Here is a 15,914-nt window from a genome sequence, read left to right as displayed (position 1 = left end):
CGGTCCGAGCGCCGTGCTGAGCGAGGTGTTAGCCGAGTCGAAGTAGCGCTAGCCGAGTCCGTGTCGAAACCTCTCAGCCACAACGACTTTCGATGATGCGTGCCAATATCGGCGATGACACCCGGCAAGTGATGCGTGTGCACCCTTCGGATGCACACGCCTTGATGTTCGATACCATCACAGTTCGACACGTGCGCTGCCATCAAATGCATTGTGGTACAGGGGTTTCGACACGCTCGTCGCTAGCGCTCCTCGCGGCTCAACCAGCAGATGGAGTGCCCCGACCGGTGAAACCAGGCTCAACCAGCAGGGGTGGCTCAGTCGGCAGCACATGCACCCACCCCGGAGCCCCCGCGCACTTCAGAAGTGTGCCTAGGGGATCAGCACCGCACGGCCCTGGATGCGGCCCGCTTCGAGGTCGTCGAACGCTTGGCGCGCCTCGGTCAGCGGATACGTCACCGTCTCGACGGCGATCGAGCCGTTCGCGACGAGCCGCAGCACATCGGTCTGATCCACGGACGTGCCGCCGTAGGCGCGCTGCACGTCGACGCCCCACGGCAGTCGCTCGCCCTCCAGGGACGCGTAAACCGTCAGTGCTCCGTCGGCCAGCCCGACGACGCGGACCGCGCCCTCGGGTGCCACGACTGCGGCCGCAGTGTCGAGGGTGCCCTGGGCGCCGACGAAGTCGTACACGACGTCGACGCCGTAGCCGTCGGTTCGGTCGAGGATCGTGGCGACGACGTCAGCGTCGGGCGCCAACGTGACGGCGGCACCGGCCTTGAGCGCCGCGGCGCGCTTGGCCTCGTCGGGCTCGATGACGATGATCGTCGCGTCGGTGTCGGCGGCGAGGATCTGCACCGCCATATGGCCCAGACCGCCGAAGCCGATGACGACCGCGGTCGCGCCGTCGTCGAGGAGATGACGGCTGCTCTTGATCGCGTGCATCGGGGTCAGCCCGGCGTCGGCGAGTGGCGCTGCCGTATCGGGATCGATCTCCCCGAGCGGATCGGCGTGCTGTGCGGCCACCCGGATGTAGTCGGCCATGCCGCCGTCGACGGCGAGGCCCGGCGTGAGCGGAAACATCGACCGTGAACCGTTGACGGCGCAGGCGTTCTCGCGGCCGAGGCGGCACGGGCGACATTCGCCGCAGGCCCAGACCGCGCGGACCAGGACCGGATCGCCGACGTCGAATTTGGTCACATTGGCACCCTTGGCCTCGACGTGGCCGGAGGTCTCGTGGCCCATCGTCGTGCCGAAGAAGGGCCACTGGGCGCCCTGATGAAGGATGTGCAGGTCCGAGTGACACAGGCCGGCGGCGGCCACCTTGACGAGGATGTCGTCGTCGCCGATCTCCGGGACTGGCACCTCCTGAAGTTCCAGCTGACCGGGACCGACGAGTTTCAATGCGCGCATGACAATTCCTTTGCTGTCACCGGGCCGCGTCCGGTGCGACGGCGTCGTAGCGGCCCGGCGGAAACAGAGTCGTCGCGGTTGATCACCGGCTCTTCGCCGCGATGTGATCGACGACAGGATAGGTGTGCTGAAGTGTGGTTGCGCCACCCGATCGGGTGGGCGGATTGCCGCGCGGTGACGACCCGATGCCGGCATCGAGGGAGCACTGCTGGCGCGTGCGCGACCGACGGTGCACACTGTGCTTCAAGCGACGGGGCCCGTCGGTGAACTCATCGGTGGCACACGACTGCGCTGTGCCTGACGCCGATCAGGCCATTGGAAAGGTGGGCATGACCGATCAGGTTGTCGCCGGAATCGGTGCGAGCGTCGACTCGGATTCGTTTTCCGCTGGTGTAGCGGCGGGGAGTGCGGCGATCGCTGCGTTGTCCGGCCGGCCGGCGGCGCTGGTGGTGGTTTATGCCTCCGCGACGATCGACCCGCACCAGCTCCTCGCGGGGGTGCGCAGCCGATCCGGTGCGGCACAAGTCGTCGGTGCGACCAGCAGCGGGCAATTCCACCGCGGTGAGATGACCGCTCCCGGTGCCGGCGTCACCGTCGTCGCGCTCTCCGCCGGACCGTATCGCTTCGGCGTAGCCTCGGTGACCGACATCGACGCAGACACGTTCGAGTCGGGACGGGCACTCGCGCGCAACGCACGCCGAGCTGTCGGTGAGCCGCGTCGCCCGGACGCGGCCTTTGTGCTGCTGTCCGACGGGCTGAGCGCCGACCAGGCCACTCTGCTCGCCGGCGTGCACCACGTGGCCGGATCCACGGTGCCGGTAGTCGGGGGCTGCGCCGCAGACGACCGGAACATGGCCCAGACCCTGGTGTTCCACAACGACTCCGTGCTTGCGAACGGCGCGGTCGGGATGTGGATCGACTCGCCGCGCCCACTACGCGTGGTCGTGGCACACGGGTGGCAGCCCGTCGGCTCACCGATGTTGGTGACCCGTTCGGACGGGACAACGGTCACCGAGATCGACGGTGAACCCGCGCTCGAGGTCCTCGCACGGCTGCTGCCGGAGCGGCCGATCACGGAGACGCTCCGGTACGGCCCCGGCGGAAATCCGCCGCGCTCGCAGGCCATCGGCGTCATCGAACCCGGCGGGGGCACCGCGATTCGGGGAATCTACCTCGACGACGCCGATCGGATTCGGACCTTCTCCCCGCTGCCGCCGTACTCGGCGATTCAGGTGGTCACGGCGTCTGCGGACGAACTGCTCGGCGTCGTGGCCCAGGTGGCGCATGACGCGCTTGCCGATCGCCCCGATGCCGGTGTGATTCTCTCCTTCAGCTGCGTCGCTCGGCTGGATGTGCTCGGCGACGACGGAGCGGCCGAATGCCGGTTGTTTCAGGAGGCGGCCCGGGATGTCCCGACTGCGGGCTTCTACACCTATGGCGAATTCGCCCGGACGCACAGCGTCGCGGGTTATCACAACGCGACCTTGGTAGCGTTAGCACTCTGACCGTCGATTTCGTTGTTGGAGTCTCCGTGAAGTCACCGTCTGAGCGGGTCGATGACGCGCTCGCCGCCGTACGGTCGGCGCACCAGGACACTTCGCGCTTGATCAGACTGTTGGCCACGCTGGCTGAACCGGGATCGGCGGCGTCGGTGGTGGATCGATTTCTGATCGTGCTCTCCGACGTGTTCGCCGCCGACCTCACGCTGGTGGCCGACTTCGATCAGTCCATGCTGCGAGTCCGTCAGTCATGTGGTCTCGCCGACGACAGTGAGATCCTAAACCGTGGTGTGCCGCTGGATTCCGCGTCTGCCGCGGCGCTGTCGACCGCGGGGACGGTGCCGGCGCAACAGGTGCCGCGTGTACTCGCGCAACTCGGTTTGACGACGGTGATGTGGGCTCCGCTGACCCGGGAGATCGAAACCACCTCGATCATCGTCGTCGGGCGCAGCGCCGACCGTGATCTCGGTACCCTCGACCTGCCGATCCTGCGATCGGTCACAGATCGACTGTCGTTGGTGATCGCGGAGCGCGAACGCACCAACTCGCTCGAGCTGCTCGCATCGTCGGGACACCTGCTGACCCGTCACCTCGACACGCACTCGGTGCTGGTCGAGTCCGCGGACCTGCTCCGCCGCCTCACCGGTGCACCCGAGACGTGGTCGGTCGCGGTATCCGATGGGCTGGAGACCGGCCGGGCGCACAGTTCGTCGACGTCGGAACCGTCGTGGCAGCCGAACGAGTCTCTGCTGGCGCGCTGGGACACGATGACCGCGGGCGACCTGTGGTGGCTGAACGTCGAGGACCGATCGATTGTCGGTGTCGCCGCTTTTCGCGACAGCGAGCCGTGTGCGGTCCTGTACGCGGTGTCGCCACGCAGCGTCGACAAGGACATGGTCGCGATACTTGCGAACTACACCGCGGCTGCCATCGTGAATGCGGCACTGTATGACGGCCTGCACCAGAACGAGGCGTTCCTGCGGTCGATCACCGATTCGATCGGCGACATGGTCGCGATCATCGACGTCGCGGGCAAGTTTTCGTACGCGTCACCGTCGTTTGCGAGCGAACTCGGCTACGACCCGGCGGAATTGGTTGGGCTGCGGCTCGCGTCATTGGTTCATCCCGACCACCGGGAGGCCTTCGGCCGGGCGCTCGAACTGTCTCGGTCGGCGACCGGATATCCGCCCGGGGTGACCAAGGTCGAGTACCGGATGAGTACCGGATCGGGCGAATGGTCGTGGGTGGAGAGCGCAATTCGGCTTTCCCCGGGGTCTCGGGACAAGTTCGTCTTCTCGTCGCGGGTGATCGATGACCGCAAACGAGTCGAGGAACAGCTGCGACGCGAGGCGCGGCACGATTCGCTCACCGGCCTGGCCAACCGGGGCGCGATCATGCAGCTTCTCACCGACCTGATTTCCGACGGTTCACCCCGTCGGATCGGTGCGCTGTTCTTCGACCTCGACGGTTTCAAGGCGATCAACGACAAATTCGGTCACGAAGCGGGCGACATTCTGCTGAAGCAGCTGGCCGTGCGCGTACGGGCACTCTGGGAGCTCGACGACAACCTCGCCCGCCTCGGCGGGGACGAGTTCCTACTCGTCCTCCCCGACGTCTCCGGGCGCACCGAAGTGGTCGATGCCGGCGTCCAGATCAGCGAGGCGCTGAGCGTTCCGTTTTCGGTGAACGGCGAGACGGTGTCGGTCTCTGCCAGCATCGGCGGAGCTGTTCATTCTCGGGAGCGGTCCAGCCCGGAGGCGATTCTCCGGGCCGCCGACGCCGCGATGTATTCGGCGAAGAAGCAGGGAATCGGTTTGGTCGTGACAACCGACGGATAGTCCGCTGCGGTCAGCATCGACGTCAGGTGCGTCGCGCGATGACCGCGTACGTCACTCGGTGGCGCTCATCGGCCGGGCGTGCAAATGAACGACGTCGGCGTCGACCGGCGCGTCGTCGCCCGGGACGAGTCCGTTCGCGACGAGCTGAGAACTGAGGCTCTCGCAGCGGTCTTCGAGCTCGAGGATGCGCTGCACGCCGGGCAGGTTCACTCCGTCGTCGACCAGCGCGGTCACCCGCTGGATGCGGAGGATGTCGTTCTCGCTGTAGCGGCGTGTGCCGCCCGAGGTCCGGGTGGGAGTGATGAGTTGACGTCGCTCATAGAGTCGGAGCGTCTGGAGTCCCACTCCGGACAATTCCGACGCGACCGAAATGCTGTAGACACCTCTGTCCGAGGCTATGTGCGTGGGCTGCGGCATCGCCCTCCGTTCTTTGCGCCCAGCCGACTGAAGCTGAGCTGCTTGATCGGAAACCTATGTCGGACAGTATAGGTCTTATGCTCACGGTGACTGCAAATCCCCGATGCTGGGCGGCGTCGACGGCGGGAGCGCCGTGCAGGCGGCGTCGTACGCGTCGATGAGCCAGGCCGCGGATTCGTCGGCCACCGTTCGTGTTTCGTCGTCGGATACGTCGAAGAACTGGACCCGCCACGGTTCGTCGGCGTCCTCGTCGTCGAGGCCGACGGCGGCTGTGGTGTTGGTCGCGGTCAGGTAGCGGCCCAATTCGAAGTCGACACGCAGCGCATAGTGCCCGCCTTCGTTGACGACGTAGGCCACTCGATGGGTTGCGACTTCGAGGACCTGCAGGGCGTCGGCGTACCGCCCGGCGAACTCAGACTTGCGGGGCACGGATTCTCGTTTCTGTGTCGAAGCAACAGCTTGCGATCGAAAGTGGCCAGGCAGCCAGAGCTACGTTACGGGATCGCAGGTCGACGTCGGCGAGTCGTCTGCTTCGGCAGGTTGGATCGCCGCATCCGGCGTCGGAGTCTGACGAAAAACTGACGTCTCGAGTTGACAATTATCGATCTCACCGATAGACATAAATCTGTGTCCATGAGTGTAGATTTTGAATCTCGCGAAGGGGAGGTCGGACGATGACCCCGGTATCTGTGAACGGCAAACCCGCGATCGGCCGACCCGTTTCGGATATTCCGCTACTGGTGAGCCCGTCAAGCGATCGCGTGGTGGCGGTGTTACTGATGCTGGTGTTGGTGACGATGGCCGTCCTGTACGGGCCGACCCTCATGCAGGCCTAGCGCGGGAGCGCAGTTTCGAATTCGAGGCCCGACGGTGGGGGTGCGCTCGCGTGCCGTGCCGGTGCGTCGCCTGCGTTGTCGCTGGACCGCAGGCGACGCACGCACCTCGAAGAGACAGTCTGACCGTCGTGACGAGAACCTTCTCGGCGTACGACGCTCCTGGATGAAGACCTCCGCGGGCCACGATGTGGTGGCTGCGGAACAAGCGTCGCGGATGCCGCATCCGCGACTGGCTCCACGAATTACAGAAGGAGAAGCAGATGGCAATTGCAGACGACGCACGAAACAAGGTTGACGACCTGAAGGGTCGCGCGAAGGAAGCCGCCGGCGCCGCGACCGGCGACGACGACCTCAAGAATGAGGGAAAGGCCGACCAGGGGCTCGCCGATGCGAAGCAGAAGGTCGCCGACGCCGCTGACAAGGTCAAGGAAGGTGTCGACTCGATCAAGGACAAGTTGACCGGCAACTGATCGTCGGGCCCGCGGCAGGTGGGGTGAATTCGTTCGTCTCATCGCCGCTGTGTTCGACATTGAAATCCGGTGGGCAGCGCTGTCGAGAGGACTCGGCAGCGCTGCTCATATCCTTATCGGCGAGTTCGGTGCGCGGAGAATCTGGTCGTTGCGAACGATGCGCGGTCCGCGCGCTCGTGTGGGCTGCGTCGACGTCGGAATGAACGCAAGTGGCGACGGGCCCTCGGCTCCACGCGCACGAGCGATCCCCGGAGTGGCCGCACCTGTTCGACTACACGCGACCGTCGCCGGCCAACAGTGACAGTAGCGACGTCGGGTCGTCGGGGAGGCCCGTCCCGTGCCAGGCGACGATCTGATCCGGCCGGACGATCACGGCCTTGGCCCCCATCGTTTCAGCGAGCCCCGAATGGCGCAGGTGCTCGACCCGCAGCGGCATCGTCAATGCGTTCGCCGCCGCTGTGACGCGATCGACCGGCTCGTCGTCAAGCATCAACAGCGTGTACTCCGGCCCGACCATGTCCAACGTAGAGCGTCCGGGTGAGAGCCATGCATGCGGCAAGCGTCGGCCGACGCAGGCCCGCGTGGGCCAGTCCTCGACGGTGGCGATCGTTGTCGGCAACACGGACGAGTTTGAATATCGTTGCCCCAGAACAAGATCAAGGCTGAAGTACTCGCGCCGTTTGGTGGCTGAGATCCGTTCGGCGAGCGCTGTGCGCGCGGTCCGTCCCGCGTCGTCGGGTGCGTCGAGATCCGCGCGGATGAGGTCCGTCGAGAGCACCGACATGTTCTGCGCGGCCTCGTCGATGATTCGCTGCTGTAGTGCGCGTCGCTCGGCCTCGTAGGAGTCGAGCAGCGCGGGCCCACCCCAGCCGTCGAGAACTGCGGCCATCTTCCAGCCGATATCGACCGCGTCGCCGATCCCGGTATTCAGGCCGTGACCACCGAACGGCGGATTGAGGTGTGCGGCGTCGCCGATCAGGAAGCAGCGCCCGGCCCGGCATCGATCGGCCATCTCCATGCGCGCCGTCCAGGGGTCGATGCTGACGATCTCTACCGGCCGCGCTTCGCCCAGGGCGCCCGCGACAGTGGCGGCGGGATCGAAGTCCGGTGCCGTGCCGTCCACCCCGAACGCGATCAGCCACCAGGTGCCGGTGCGGTCGACGGGGCCCATCAGCCCGGGTACCTCGTCGTTGATGAGCCAGGTCTGAACCGCAGGTGGTGTCGTCAGCCGGCTCATCAGCTTCTCGTCCCGGAACACGATCCCGACGTTCGGCGACAATGCCTGGTGCCCAACGTATTTCGCGCCTATGGTGTCGCGGACAATGCTTCGTCCACCATCCGCACCGAGGACGTAGCAGGCCTCGACCTCGCGTGTGCCGCCGGTCTCGTCAACGATCCGCACCCGCGCCGCAGCGTCGTCCTGCCGGACGTCGGCGACACGTGAGCCGACGGCCAGCGTGCATGTCGGTAGTTCGGCCACGACCTCCCGGAACAGATCCTCCAGCACGTACTGTGGCAGCTGCTGGCCGAGCACCGGCGCCACGCCGTCGGGATCGGACAAGCCGAGCACCCCGGAGAATCGGGTGATCTCGGTGCCGAGCAATGTCGTCGCAAAGGAAACGTCGCTGGACCACGACGGCGGCAGAGGAGCCCGTGCGCGCAGTGCCTCCTCGAGTCCCCAGCGCCGAATGTGTTCCAGCGTACGCATATTGAGCGTCTTGGCTCTCGGTCGCAGTCGCGTCGGCTCGGCTCGCGGCTCGACGATGACGCAGTCGATGCCGCGGTGCCCGAGTTCGATGGCGGCGCTCAGACCGACGGGACCGGCACCGGCGATGACGACCTGCGTCGTGGGCGGAACCTTCACGCGGCCGCTGCCCGGGCACTGCAGGACAGCGCGAACGCCAATTGGCGCAGGTGGGTTTCGGTGGACCGCAAGTGGTGGTCGATCGAGTGTCCCACCCCGGGGACCAACTCGACGGTGGCCCGTCCCGCGAATGCGTCGGCGAATGCGGCCAGGGCTTCCGGTGTGGTGTCCCAGAGTGCATCGTGCTCGGCCAGCGCGTTGTGAACCGGCACGGCGACCTGCGCCGCGACTGCGGCGAGACGTTCACGCGCCCACCGCGGTGCCTCGGTGAGTTCGATGAAAGGTGTTGGCGCATAGGAATTTCGGGCGGCGATGAGCGCTTCGGGCGAATACGTTCCGGGCGGGCCGAACATGATCGCCTCGCGCTGTTCGGCGGGCAGTTCGACTATGCCGGACAGCCCGAGTCCGCCGAGTTGCTCCGACGCCCCGCCCGCCGGTATCCGCGCGCCCATGCCGGTCGCCGACACCCCGACCAATCGCCACGCGGGCCGTCGGGCCGCGATCTCCAGCGCGATCATTCCGCCGATCGAATGGGCGACGAGGACCACGTCGCCGGGTCCGTGGTCGGCGAGCGCCTTGCCGATAGCGACGTCCAAGATCTCGGCTTGCCGCGCGAAGGTGTTGGTCTGTTCGGGAAGGACGCTACTGCCGCCGTACCCGGGGCGGTCCACCGCCAGCACGGCGAACCCGTTGCGGGTTGCGACCTCGTTGAAGGAGCCTGCGGGCGATCCGGCTACGTCGTAGTAGCCGCTGGTGTACGTGCCGCCGTGCAACGTCACGAGCAACGGCGATCGTGAGTCAGCCGCTGCGGGCCGCAACAGTGTTGTGGCGATTGCTACGCCGTCGGCGTCAATGACCTGGTGATTCACAACGAATTCCTCCTGCGATATGGCGTGTGTCACACGGTAGCCGCAATATGTTATAACAGCAAGGCTTCCGAAGAGCTGCCAAGTGAGTTCACCGGCGCTCAGCGGGCCGCGGTGGCAGGCTCTCGGTTGTAGGCGTCCAATGCGCGATGTGCTGCCTGCTCATTGCGAGCGAGATGCTCGAACACTGCCTCTGCGGCCAGATCGGGTACTCGCTGACGAAACGCCTCGATCAGATGCTCATGCGCCTCACCTCGCCGTTCGTGCTCATGAGGGTCGACGTCGAGCAGCCCGAAACCGATCCGGATGTATCGTTCCGCGGCCCGCCACAGAGTGGTCAGTGTTCGTGCATCCCACTGTGTCGCAGCGGGTTTCAACAACGCGAGATGAAACTGAAGGTGGCTGTCGTAGATCGCGTCCATGCTGAGCTTCTCGTCCGCGAACTCGACGGCGTGCTCGGCGAGCCGATCCAGCTCATTCACCGTCAACAGTTGGCACGAGCGACTGGCCAGTTCGGGCTCGAGTATCTTCCGCAGTCGGTAGATCCCGTGCAGGTCGTCGAGGTTCAGTGGAGTGACGCGGCTGCTTCGGCCCGGCCGGATGATTACCAGCCCTTCGCTTTCCAGGCTGCGCAGGGCCTCGCGGACCGGGATGAAACTTACATCGAGCAGGCCAGCGATCTCGCGGAGTGAGAATTCGCGCCCCGGCGCAAGTGTGCCGTTCAGGATGGTCCGACGGAGTTCGTCGGTGACCTGTGTGGCCACCGAACGCGACTCGATCGGACGGATCTGGCCTTCGGCTGACAAATCGTGCTCCTTCGCGCTGGGCTGGCCTGCAAACGCCGTTATATCGCACAGGGTACCGCAGGTAATGCGACGTCGTGGGTGCTGTTGAGCCAGGCGAGCGGCCTTGCTGTTATAACATATTGCTGTTAGCGTGTGGTCTACGCCACAGTGAGGCATGGTGGCATCGCGCTCACCGGAAGTGATGCCGTTTGGTCGCGCCCGATTCGCCCAGATCGACGACGTCGGGGCAGGACACGTCGGCGAAGAACAAGGAGGATTGATGAAGATCATCAACACGAACGGCCGTCTCGGACTCGTTCGTCCCGGGGGATACGTCGACGTCGAGGAGGCCAGCAACGGCGAATTCGGCCCGGATGTCGCGTCGATCTACGACAGGTGGGACGAGTTCGTCGAGTGGGCGGGGGCGGTCGACGCGTCGTCGATCGTCGAGGTCGACCCGGCCGGACTCGGGGCGCCGTCGCCCCGGCCGCGGCAGGTTTTCGCGATCGGGCTCAACTATCGCGACCACGCCGAGGAAGCGAACATGCAGATCCCGACGGATTCGATGGTCGTGTTCACCAAGTTCGCGTCGTCGATCACCGGTCCCAACGATGACATCGTGCATCCGGGCGGATCGGTGGACTTCGAGACCGAGCTGGTTGTCATCATGGGGCGCAAAGCCTTTCATGTCGATCGTGCAGATGCGTGGTCGTTTGTGGCGGGCGTGACGATGGGGCAGGACGTGTCCGAACGGGAACTTCAGCTGCGTCCGCCGTCACCGCAGTTCGGCCTCGGCAAGTCCTATCCGGGTTTCTCCCCGATGGGTCCCTGTCTGGTCACCCCGGACGAGTTCGCCGACTGCGACGACATCGAACTCGGCTGCCGGGTCAACGGTGAGCAGATGCAGAAGGGGCGCACCGGGAACATGATCTTCCCGGTGGCACGCGTCATCGAATACCTGTCCGCAGTGCTGCCCCTGTATCCCGGTGATGTGATCTTCACCGGCACCCCCGCCGGTGTCGGCGTCGCCCGAGATCCCGCGCGCCTGCTGTCGGTGGGTGACGAGCTCGTCACCCACGGGGTGGGCATCGGCGAGATGCACAACCGATTCGTCGCACCGAGCGACTGACCCGACATCAAAGAAACAGTCCACACCGCCTTCGCAAACCACATCGCACAACCAACCACCCACACCACGAAGGAGCGTGATTCGATGTCCGCCAAGCCCAAGTTCGCCCATGTCGTCTTCCAGACCGGGCAGCCGAACGAGATGCGAGACTGGTACTGCACCGTGCTCGACGGTCACGTCGTCTATCAGGACGACGCGTTGTGCTTCATCACCTTCGACGACGAACACCACCGGGTCGCGCTATTGAGCCCGCCGATGGAGATGACCCGCAAGTCCCCGACTACCGCGTGCGCACACCACACCGCATACACCTTCGAGAACATCGACGACCTGCTCGATCGCTATGTCCTGTTGCGCGACAGGGGCGTACGCCCGGCAGTCTCCATCGCTCACGGCGTGACCACCTCGCTCTACTACCAAGATCCCGACGGGAACTTCGTCGAGATGCAGATCGATAACTTCGCTGAACCCGACGACGCCACGGCGTATATGAAGGGCCCCGAGTACGCAGCCGATTCAGTCGGTCCGGCCTTCGATCCGGAGGCTCTCCTGCAGGCGCGCCGCGGCGGCGCATCGGTGGACGAACTGACGAATCGGGCGTGGGCCCTCAAGGCCGACCTTCCCAACCCGATGTCTGTACTCGTCCCCGCCTGACCGCAAATGACCGCGACAACAGCGGCGGCCGCAGGCGCCGGCATCGATCCCGAGCGCGCCAAAGACATCATGGGCAGCGTATGCGCGCCCGTGGGCGTGGTCACGACGACCGAGGACGGTCGAACATACGGTGCGACGGTGAGTTCGTTCGCCGCACTGTCGATCGAACCGCCCCTGATCACCGTGTCGTTCGAACGGACGTCCTACCTGCTTGGCCGCATTCGGTCGGCCGGTCGGTTCGGCGTCAATCTCCTCGGCCACGGCCAGGACGACCTCGCGACGACGTTCGCCCGACGCGGCGTGGACCGATTCGCCGAGACCGCCTGGCACCTCGATTCAGGCCTGCCGCGGATCGAGGGAGCGGCCGGCTGGTTGGCCTGCGACCTGTATGACACCGTCGAAGGAGGCGATCACCTCCTGCTATTCGGTCTCGTCACCCGCGTCGCGCGCGTCGACCTCCCGCCTCTTATCTACGCGCACCGAACATTCGGCACGCACTCCCGTTTCGGTGATCGGAAACGTCCGTTGATCGCCGACGTCATCGCAGCTTGCTCATGCTGATCGGCCGCCTTTCAACCCCATCCGAGGAATCACAATGACCACCATCGAGAGCCCGACGCCGGGCGTCACCCGCGAGCACCCTGACGAGGTCGTTGCGCGAGTGCGTGCGCTCGCACCACTGATCGCCGCGAACTCCGCCTCCGGAGAGGAGGCGAGACGCGTCGTCGACGAGTCGATCACCGCCTTGACTGAGGCCGGGGCGTTTCGGGTTGCCCAACCCACTCGGTACGGGGGATACGCGACGTCGATGCGGACGATGTTGGACGTATCCGCGGCCGTCGGTGAGGCCGACGGCGGAACCGCGTGGGTGGTCACGCTGTGCAATGTGTGCGCGTGGATGACGGGGCTCTTCCCCGAGCGCGCTCAGGACGACGTCTGGGCAGACAACCCCGACGCACGCGTGTCCGGGGTCCTCTCGCCGACCGCCGAGGCGACCAGGATCGACGGCGGTTTTCGGGTCACCGGTCGCTGGTATTACAACTCCGGCTCGTGGCATGCCGACTGGGCGGTTCTCGGCATCCCGATCACCGACGAGAACGGTGACATCGTCGATCAGGGGCTAGCGCTTGTGCCGCGCACCGACCTCGATCTCGAAGAAACCTGGTTCGTGGCGGGTATGCGGTCGTCGGGCTCGAACTGTCTGATAGCCACCGACATCGTTGTCCCAGACCATCGCATCGTCCGAGTCCCAGGCGCGATCGACGGCGACTATCTCGCCGATCATCCAGACGAAGCCTTGTACCGTTCGTCGTTCGTGCCCATCCTGTCGCTGGTACTGGCGGGTCCGCAACTCGGCATGGGGCGCAGGGCACTCGAGATCGTCCGGGAGAAGGCGCCGAAGAAGGCCATTTCCTACACATTCTATGCGGCACAAAGTGATTCGGTTGCTTTCCAGCTCCAGATCGCGGAGGCCGCGATGATGATCGACACCGCGCACCTACATGCCTACCGGGCGGCCGACGACATCGACCGGGCCGCCGCCCGTGGCGAATACCTCGACGTTCTCACCCGAACTCGGGTACGCGCCGACACAGGCTGGGTCCTCGATCACGTCACCCGGGCCATCGACATCCTGTTGTCGGCGCACGGGGCGGGGTCGTTCGCCGATGTCAATCCGCTACAACGGATCTGGCGCGACTCCGCGGTGGCCGCGCGGCATGCGGTTACGCTGCCCGCCGTCAACTATGAGATCTACGGCAAGGCACTGCTGGGTCGCGACGACCAGATCACCCCGCTCATCTGAGCTCAACCGCGCGCGGCGACCGCGTGCGTCAACCGCGTGCGTCGACCGAGTGCAACGACGACCGCGTGCTACGACAACCGAAGGTAGAGCGATGCCCGACAACAGTGTTGAAGACTGCAAGATCTGCGCGATGGGACAACCGGGGACCAACGACACCGTATTCCACGACGACCTGTGGTCGGCAGGCATCGGGCCCGGTATGGAAGTTCCCGGCTGGATCGTCCTGCGCACGAGCCGACACACCGAGTTGATCACCGGAATCGACGACGCCGAGGCCGCGACGCTGGGCACTCGCGCCCGCGACCTGGCCTCGGCGCTCAGTGAAGTCACCGGCGCGCAACGCGTCTACCAGATGGCCTTCGGCGAGAACCATCCGCATTATCATCTGCTGATCACAGCACGGCCGGAGACTCTTCCGGCGGCACGGCGCGGCGGAAAGATCCTCAGCCTCCTCGACGACGGTGCCGTCGACGAAGCGGCGGCCCGCACCCTGATCCCCCGAATCCGCGCCGCATATGAACAGATCCGAGCAACCGCCGGGCAAGTCGCGTCGTGACGGGTAGCACCGATGCGATCATCGCGGTGTCGCAAGTTGTCCTGCGCGAACGGCAAGCCCGTGATCGGGGATGGTGGGACCAGATGCGCGACTGCATTCACCCAGCCGCTCAGATCCGGCTGAGTTGGTTCCGCGGCACCGGAGCCGATTTCATCGTCGAATCGCGGGAGATGTCGCGCCGGGGGCAGCGGGCCACGCACCGACTCGGTCCGCCGGTGGTCTCCGTGCGGGAGGATCGAGCGGTCGTGGACATCTCCGCGGCCATCGAATTCCGCGACGCGCTCGACGGGATCGAGGTCGACGTCACCTCCTACACCCGACTGCTCTACCGACTCGAAAGACGTTGCGGCAGTTGGCAGATCCAGTCATTGGATCCGATTTACGAGCGCGACACCCTGCTGGCTACCACGGCGGGTGCCGATGCGGCTCTCGATCACGCCGTCCTGTCGTCCTACCGGCCGTCGTATCGATTCCTGGCCTACTACCTCAACGCGAGTGGCTACGAGATATCCGACGATCTCTACGGCGACGACCGACCAGAGCAGGTCGACGCACTCTACCGATTCAGCTTCGCATGGATGGAACACGACCCCGACCGTTCGTGAGGCAGCGCGTTCGAACCGGGACCCGCACCACATCGATCCGCCTCCAGCAAGGAGATGCACACATGTCCAGCACCGCGCCGACACCCGGCTCCCGCAACCGCGGCAGGGTGGCGATCATCAACGCCCGAGTTTTCGACGGCACGACGCTGCTTGATCCCGCCACCGTGGTCATCGATGGAACGGTCATCGGCGAGGACGCCGCGGGCGCGGAGATGATCGACGCGGCTGGAGCGGTGCTGCTGCCCGGTTTCATCGACGCGCACGTGCACATCGACGCGCCGGAACAACTCCACACTCTGGCCGCGTGGGGAGTGACGACCGGACTGGACATGGCGTGCTGGCCGGCCGATAGAGTCGCCGCGCTGCGAAGGGTTCGCGGCGGCGCGGACTTTCGCAGCGCCGGCCTGCCGGCGATCGGCGACGGTGGACCGCATTCGTGTATGCCCGGCATGGACGCGGACGCGATAGTGCGGACACCCGAGGATGCCCGGCGTCACGTCGCGCAACGGGTGAGTGAAGGCGTCGACTACATCAAGGGGGTCGCCGAGGCGCCGGGAGACGGCGGGCCGTCGTCGGAGGTTCTCCACGCCCTCGTCGCCGCGGCACGCGAGCACGGTCGAAAGACCGTGATCCACGCGGGCAGCCGAGGTGCCTACACGATGGCAGTCGAGTCGGGAGCCGAGTTCATCACCCACGTCCCGCTGGATGGAGTGATCGACCCGCGCGACATCGCGGCGATGAAGGCAAACCGACAGAGCGTGATACCCACCATGACGATGATGGAGGGCATCCTCGCCAAGGTCGCCCCTCACGCCCCGATCGATCACTTGATCGCCAGCGTCGGCGCTCTTCACGGCGGCGGCGTCGAGATCATCGCCGGAACCGATGCGAATACCGCGCCCGGACCGCCGGCCAGGGTCGAGCACGGCGAGAGTCTGCATCACGAATTCGAACTGATGGCTGCCGCGGGACTCACCCCGGCGGAGATTCTGCGCTGCGCCACCGTCCGGCCCGCCGCGGCGTTCGGACTCTCCGATCGGGGAGTCATCGCACCGGGCAAACGCGCGGATCTTCTTCTGGTGGAGGGCGATCCGACCGCGGACATCACCGCGACCCGCAACGTCCGGGCGGTCTGGTGCGCCGGCGTCGAGCATGCACCCGCGGGACGCTAGGGCGAC

Annotated in this window: 17 protein-coding genes; 11 read left to right on the top strand and 6 right to left on the bottom strand. The window is 65.8% G+C overall.

Going from position 1 to position 15,914, the window contains the following annotated elements; genetic code table 11:
- Positions 1 to 372: 372 nt before the first annotated feature.
- A complete protein-coding gene (locus HH308_RS20910) occupies positions 373 to 1,413 on the bottom strand; it encodes an alcohol dehydrogenase catalytic domain-containing protein (RefSeq protein WP_170196179.1) in 1,041 nt (346 codons plus the stop codon).
- A 329-nt stretch (positions 1,414 to 1,742) separates the two neighbouring features.
- Here HH308_RS20910 and HH308_RS20905 point away from each other — a divergent pair, with 329 nt between their 5' ends.
- Both HH308_RS20905 and HH308_RS30515 read left to right on the top strand, forming a co-directional pair.
- Entirely contained in the window at positions 1,743 to 2,918 is a 1,176-nt protein-coding gene (locus HH308_RS20905; RefSeq protein ID WP_170196178.1) for an FIST signal transduction protein, read from the top strand.
- A gap of 26 nt (positions 2,919 to 2,944) precedes the next feature.
- Positions 2,945 to 4,750, top strand: a complete 1,806-nt coding sequence (locus HH308_RS30515; protein WP_170196177.1) for a sensor domain-containing diguanylate cyclase — start codon at positions 2,945 to 2,947, stop codon at positions 4,748 to 4,750.
- Between the two features lie 51 nt (positions 4,751 to 4,801).
- On the opposite strand, the gene HH308_RS20895 is transcribed toward HH308_RS30515, so the two are convergent.
- Together HH308_RS20895 and HH308_RS20890 are read right to left on the bottom strand one after the other, a co-directional pair.
- Positions 4,802 to 5,167, bottom strand: coding sequence for a MerR family transcriptional regulator (locus HH308_RS20895; protein WP_170196176.1), 366 nt, complete (start codon positions 5,165 to 5,167; stop codon positions 4,802 to 4,804).
- Between the two features lie 81 nt (positions 5,168 to 5,248).
- Complete coding sequence (locus HH308_RS20890; protein WP_170196175.1) at positions 5,249 to 5,596, bottom strand: hypothetical protein; 348 nt, start codon at positions 5,594 to 5,596, stop codon at positions 5,249 to 5,251.
- A 245-nt stretch (positions 5,597 to 5,841) separates the two neighbouring features.
- Between HH308_RS20890 and HH308_RS20885 the strand changes: the two genes are divergently transcribed.
- Together HH308_RS20885 and HH308_RS20880 are read left to right on the top strand one after the other, a co-directional pair.
- Positions 5,842 to 6,003 carry a hypothetical protein gene (locus HH308_RS20885; protein WP_170196174.1) on the top strand — a complete coding sequence of 54 codons (162 nt, stop codon included), beginning with the start codon at positions 5,842 to 5,844 and terminating at the stop codon, positions 6,001 to 6,003.
- Positions 6,004 to 6,263: 260 nt separating this feature from the next.
- Complete coding sequence (locus HH308_RS20880; protein ID WP_170196173.1) at positions 6,264 to 6,473, top strand: CsbD family protein; 210 nt, start codon at positions 6,264 to 6,266, stop codon at positions 6,471 to 6,473.
- 271 nt (positions 6,474 to 6,744) lie between these two features.
- Here the strand turns inward: HH308_RS20880 and HH308_RS20875 are convergent, their stop codons facing one another.
- The 3 genes from HH308_RS20875 to HH308_RS20865 all read right to left on the bottom strand — a co-directional run bounded on the left by HH308_RS20875 (position 6,745) and on the right by HH308_RS20865 (position 10,009).
- Positions 6,745 to 8,337 (bottom strand): FAD-dependent monooxygenase, encoded by a 1,593-nt coding sequence (locus tag HH308_RS20875; protein WP_170196172.1) that lies wholly within the window; start codon positions 8,335 to 8,337, stop codon positions 6,745 to 6,747.
- Entirely contained in the window at positions 8,334 to 9,206 is an 873-nt protein-coding gene (locus HH308_RS20870; protein WP_170196171.1) for an alpha/beta hydrolase family protein, read from the bottom strand. Before HH308_RS20870 ends, HH308_RS20875 begins: the two co-directional genes overlap by 4 nt.
- 98 nt (positions 9,207 to 9,304) lie before the next feature.
- On the bottom strand, positions 9,305 to 10,009 hold the full coding sequence (locus HH308_RS20865) for a GntR family transcriptional regulator (protein ID WP_246284744.1): 705 nt from the start codon (positions 10,007 to 10,009) through the stop codon (positions 9,305 to 9,307).
- A gap of 259 nt (positions 10,010 to 10,268) precedes the next feature.
- Between HH308_RS20865 and HH308_RS20860 the strand changes: the two genes are divergently transcribed.
- The 7 genes from HH308_RS20860 to HH308_RS20830 all read left to right on the top strand — a co-directional run bounded on the left by HH308_RS20860 (position 10,269) and on the right by HH308_RS20830 (position 15,908).
- Positions 10,269 to 11,117, top strand: coding sequence for a fumarylacetoacetate hydrolase family protein (locus HH308_RS20860; RefSeq protein ID WP_170196169.1), 849 nt, complete (start codon positions 10,269 to 10,271; stop codon positions 11,115 to 11,117).
- 84 nt (positions 11,118 to 11,201) lie between these two features.
- The gene (locus HH308_RS20855; RefSeq protein WP_170196168.1) at positions 11,202 to 11,771 is read left to right on the top strand and encodes a VOC family protein; all 570 of its coding nucleotides are present in this window, start codon (positions 11,202 to 11,204) and stop codon (positions 11,769 to 11,771) included.
- Positions 11,772 to 11,777: 6 nt separating this feature from the next.
- A complete protein-coding gene (locus HH308_RS20850; RefSeq protein WP_170196167.1) occupies positions 11,778 to 12,332 on the top strand; it encodes a flavin reductase family protein in 555 nt (184 codons plus the stop codon).
- 34 nt (positions 12,333 to 12,366) lie between these two features.
- A complete protein-coding gene (locus HH308_RS20845; protein ID WP_170196166.1) occupies positions 12,367 to 13,575 on the top strand; it encodes an acyl-CoA dehydrogenase family protein in 1,209 nt (402 codons plus the stop codon).
- A gap of 91 nt (positions 13,576 to 13,666) precedes the next feature.
- Positions 13,667 to 14,131, top strand: a complete 465-nt coding sequence (locus HH308_RS20840; RefSeq protein WP_211188679.1) for a hypothetical protein — start codon at positions 13,667 to 13,669, stop codon at positions 14,129 to 14,131.
- Positions 14,128 to 14,736: a nuclear transport factor 2 family protein gene (locus HH308_RS20835; protein ID WP_170196165.1), complete on the top strand. Its 609-nt coding sequence runs from the start codon at positions 14,128 to 14,130 to the stop codon at positions 14,734 to 14,736. The genes HH308_RS20840 and HH308_RS20835 overlap by 4 nt, the downstream gene beginning before the upstream one ends.
- A 62-nt stretch (positions 14,737 to 14,798) precedes the next feature.
- Positions 14,799 to 15,908 (top strand): amidohydrolase family protein, encoded by a 1,110-nt coding sequence (locus HH308_RS20830; protein WP_170196164.1) that lies wholly within the window; start codon positions 14,799 to 14,801, stop codon positions 15,906 to 15,908.
- Positions 15,909 to 15,914: the final 6 nt, after the last annotated feature.

The sequence above is a fragment of the Gordonia asplenii genome (genome assembly GCF_012933505.1).
GTDB lineage: Bacteria > Actinomycetota > Actinomycetes > Mycobacteriales > Mycobacteriaceae > Gordonia > Gordonia asplenii.
This window is presented reverse-complemented; position numbering and strand designations above follow the sequence as displayed.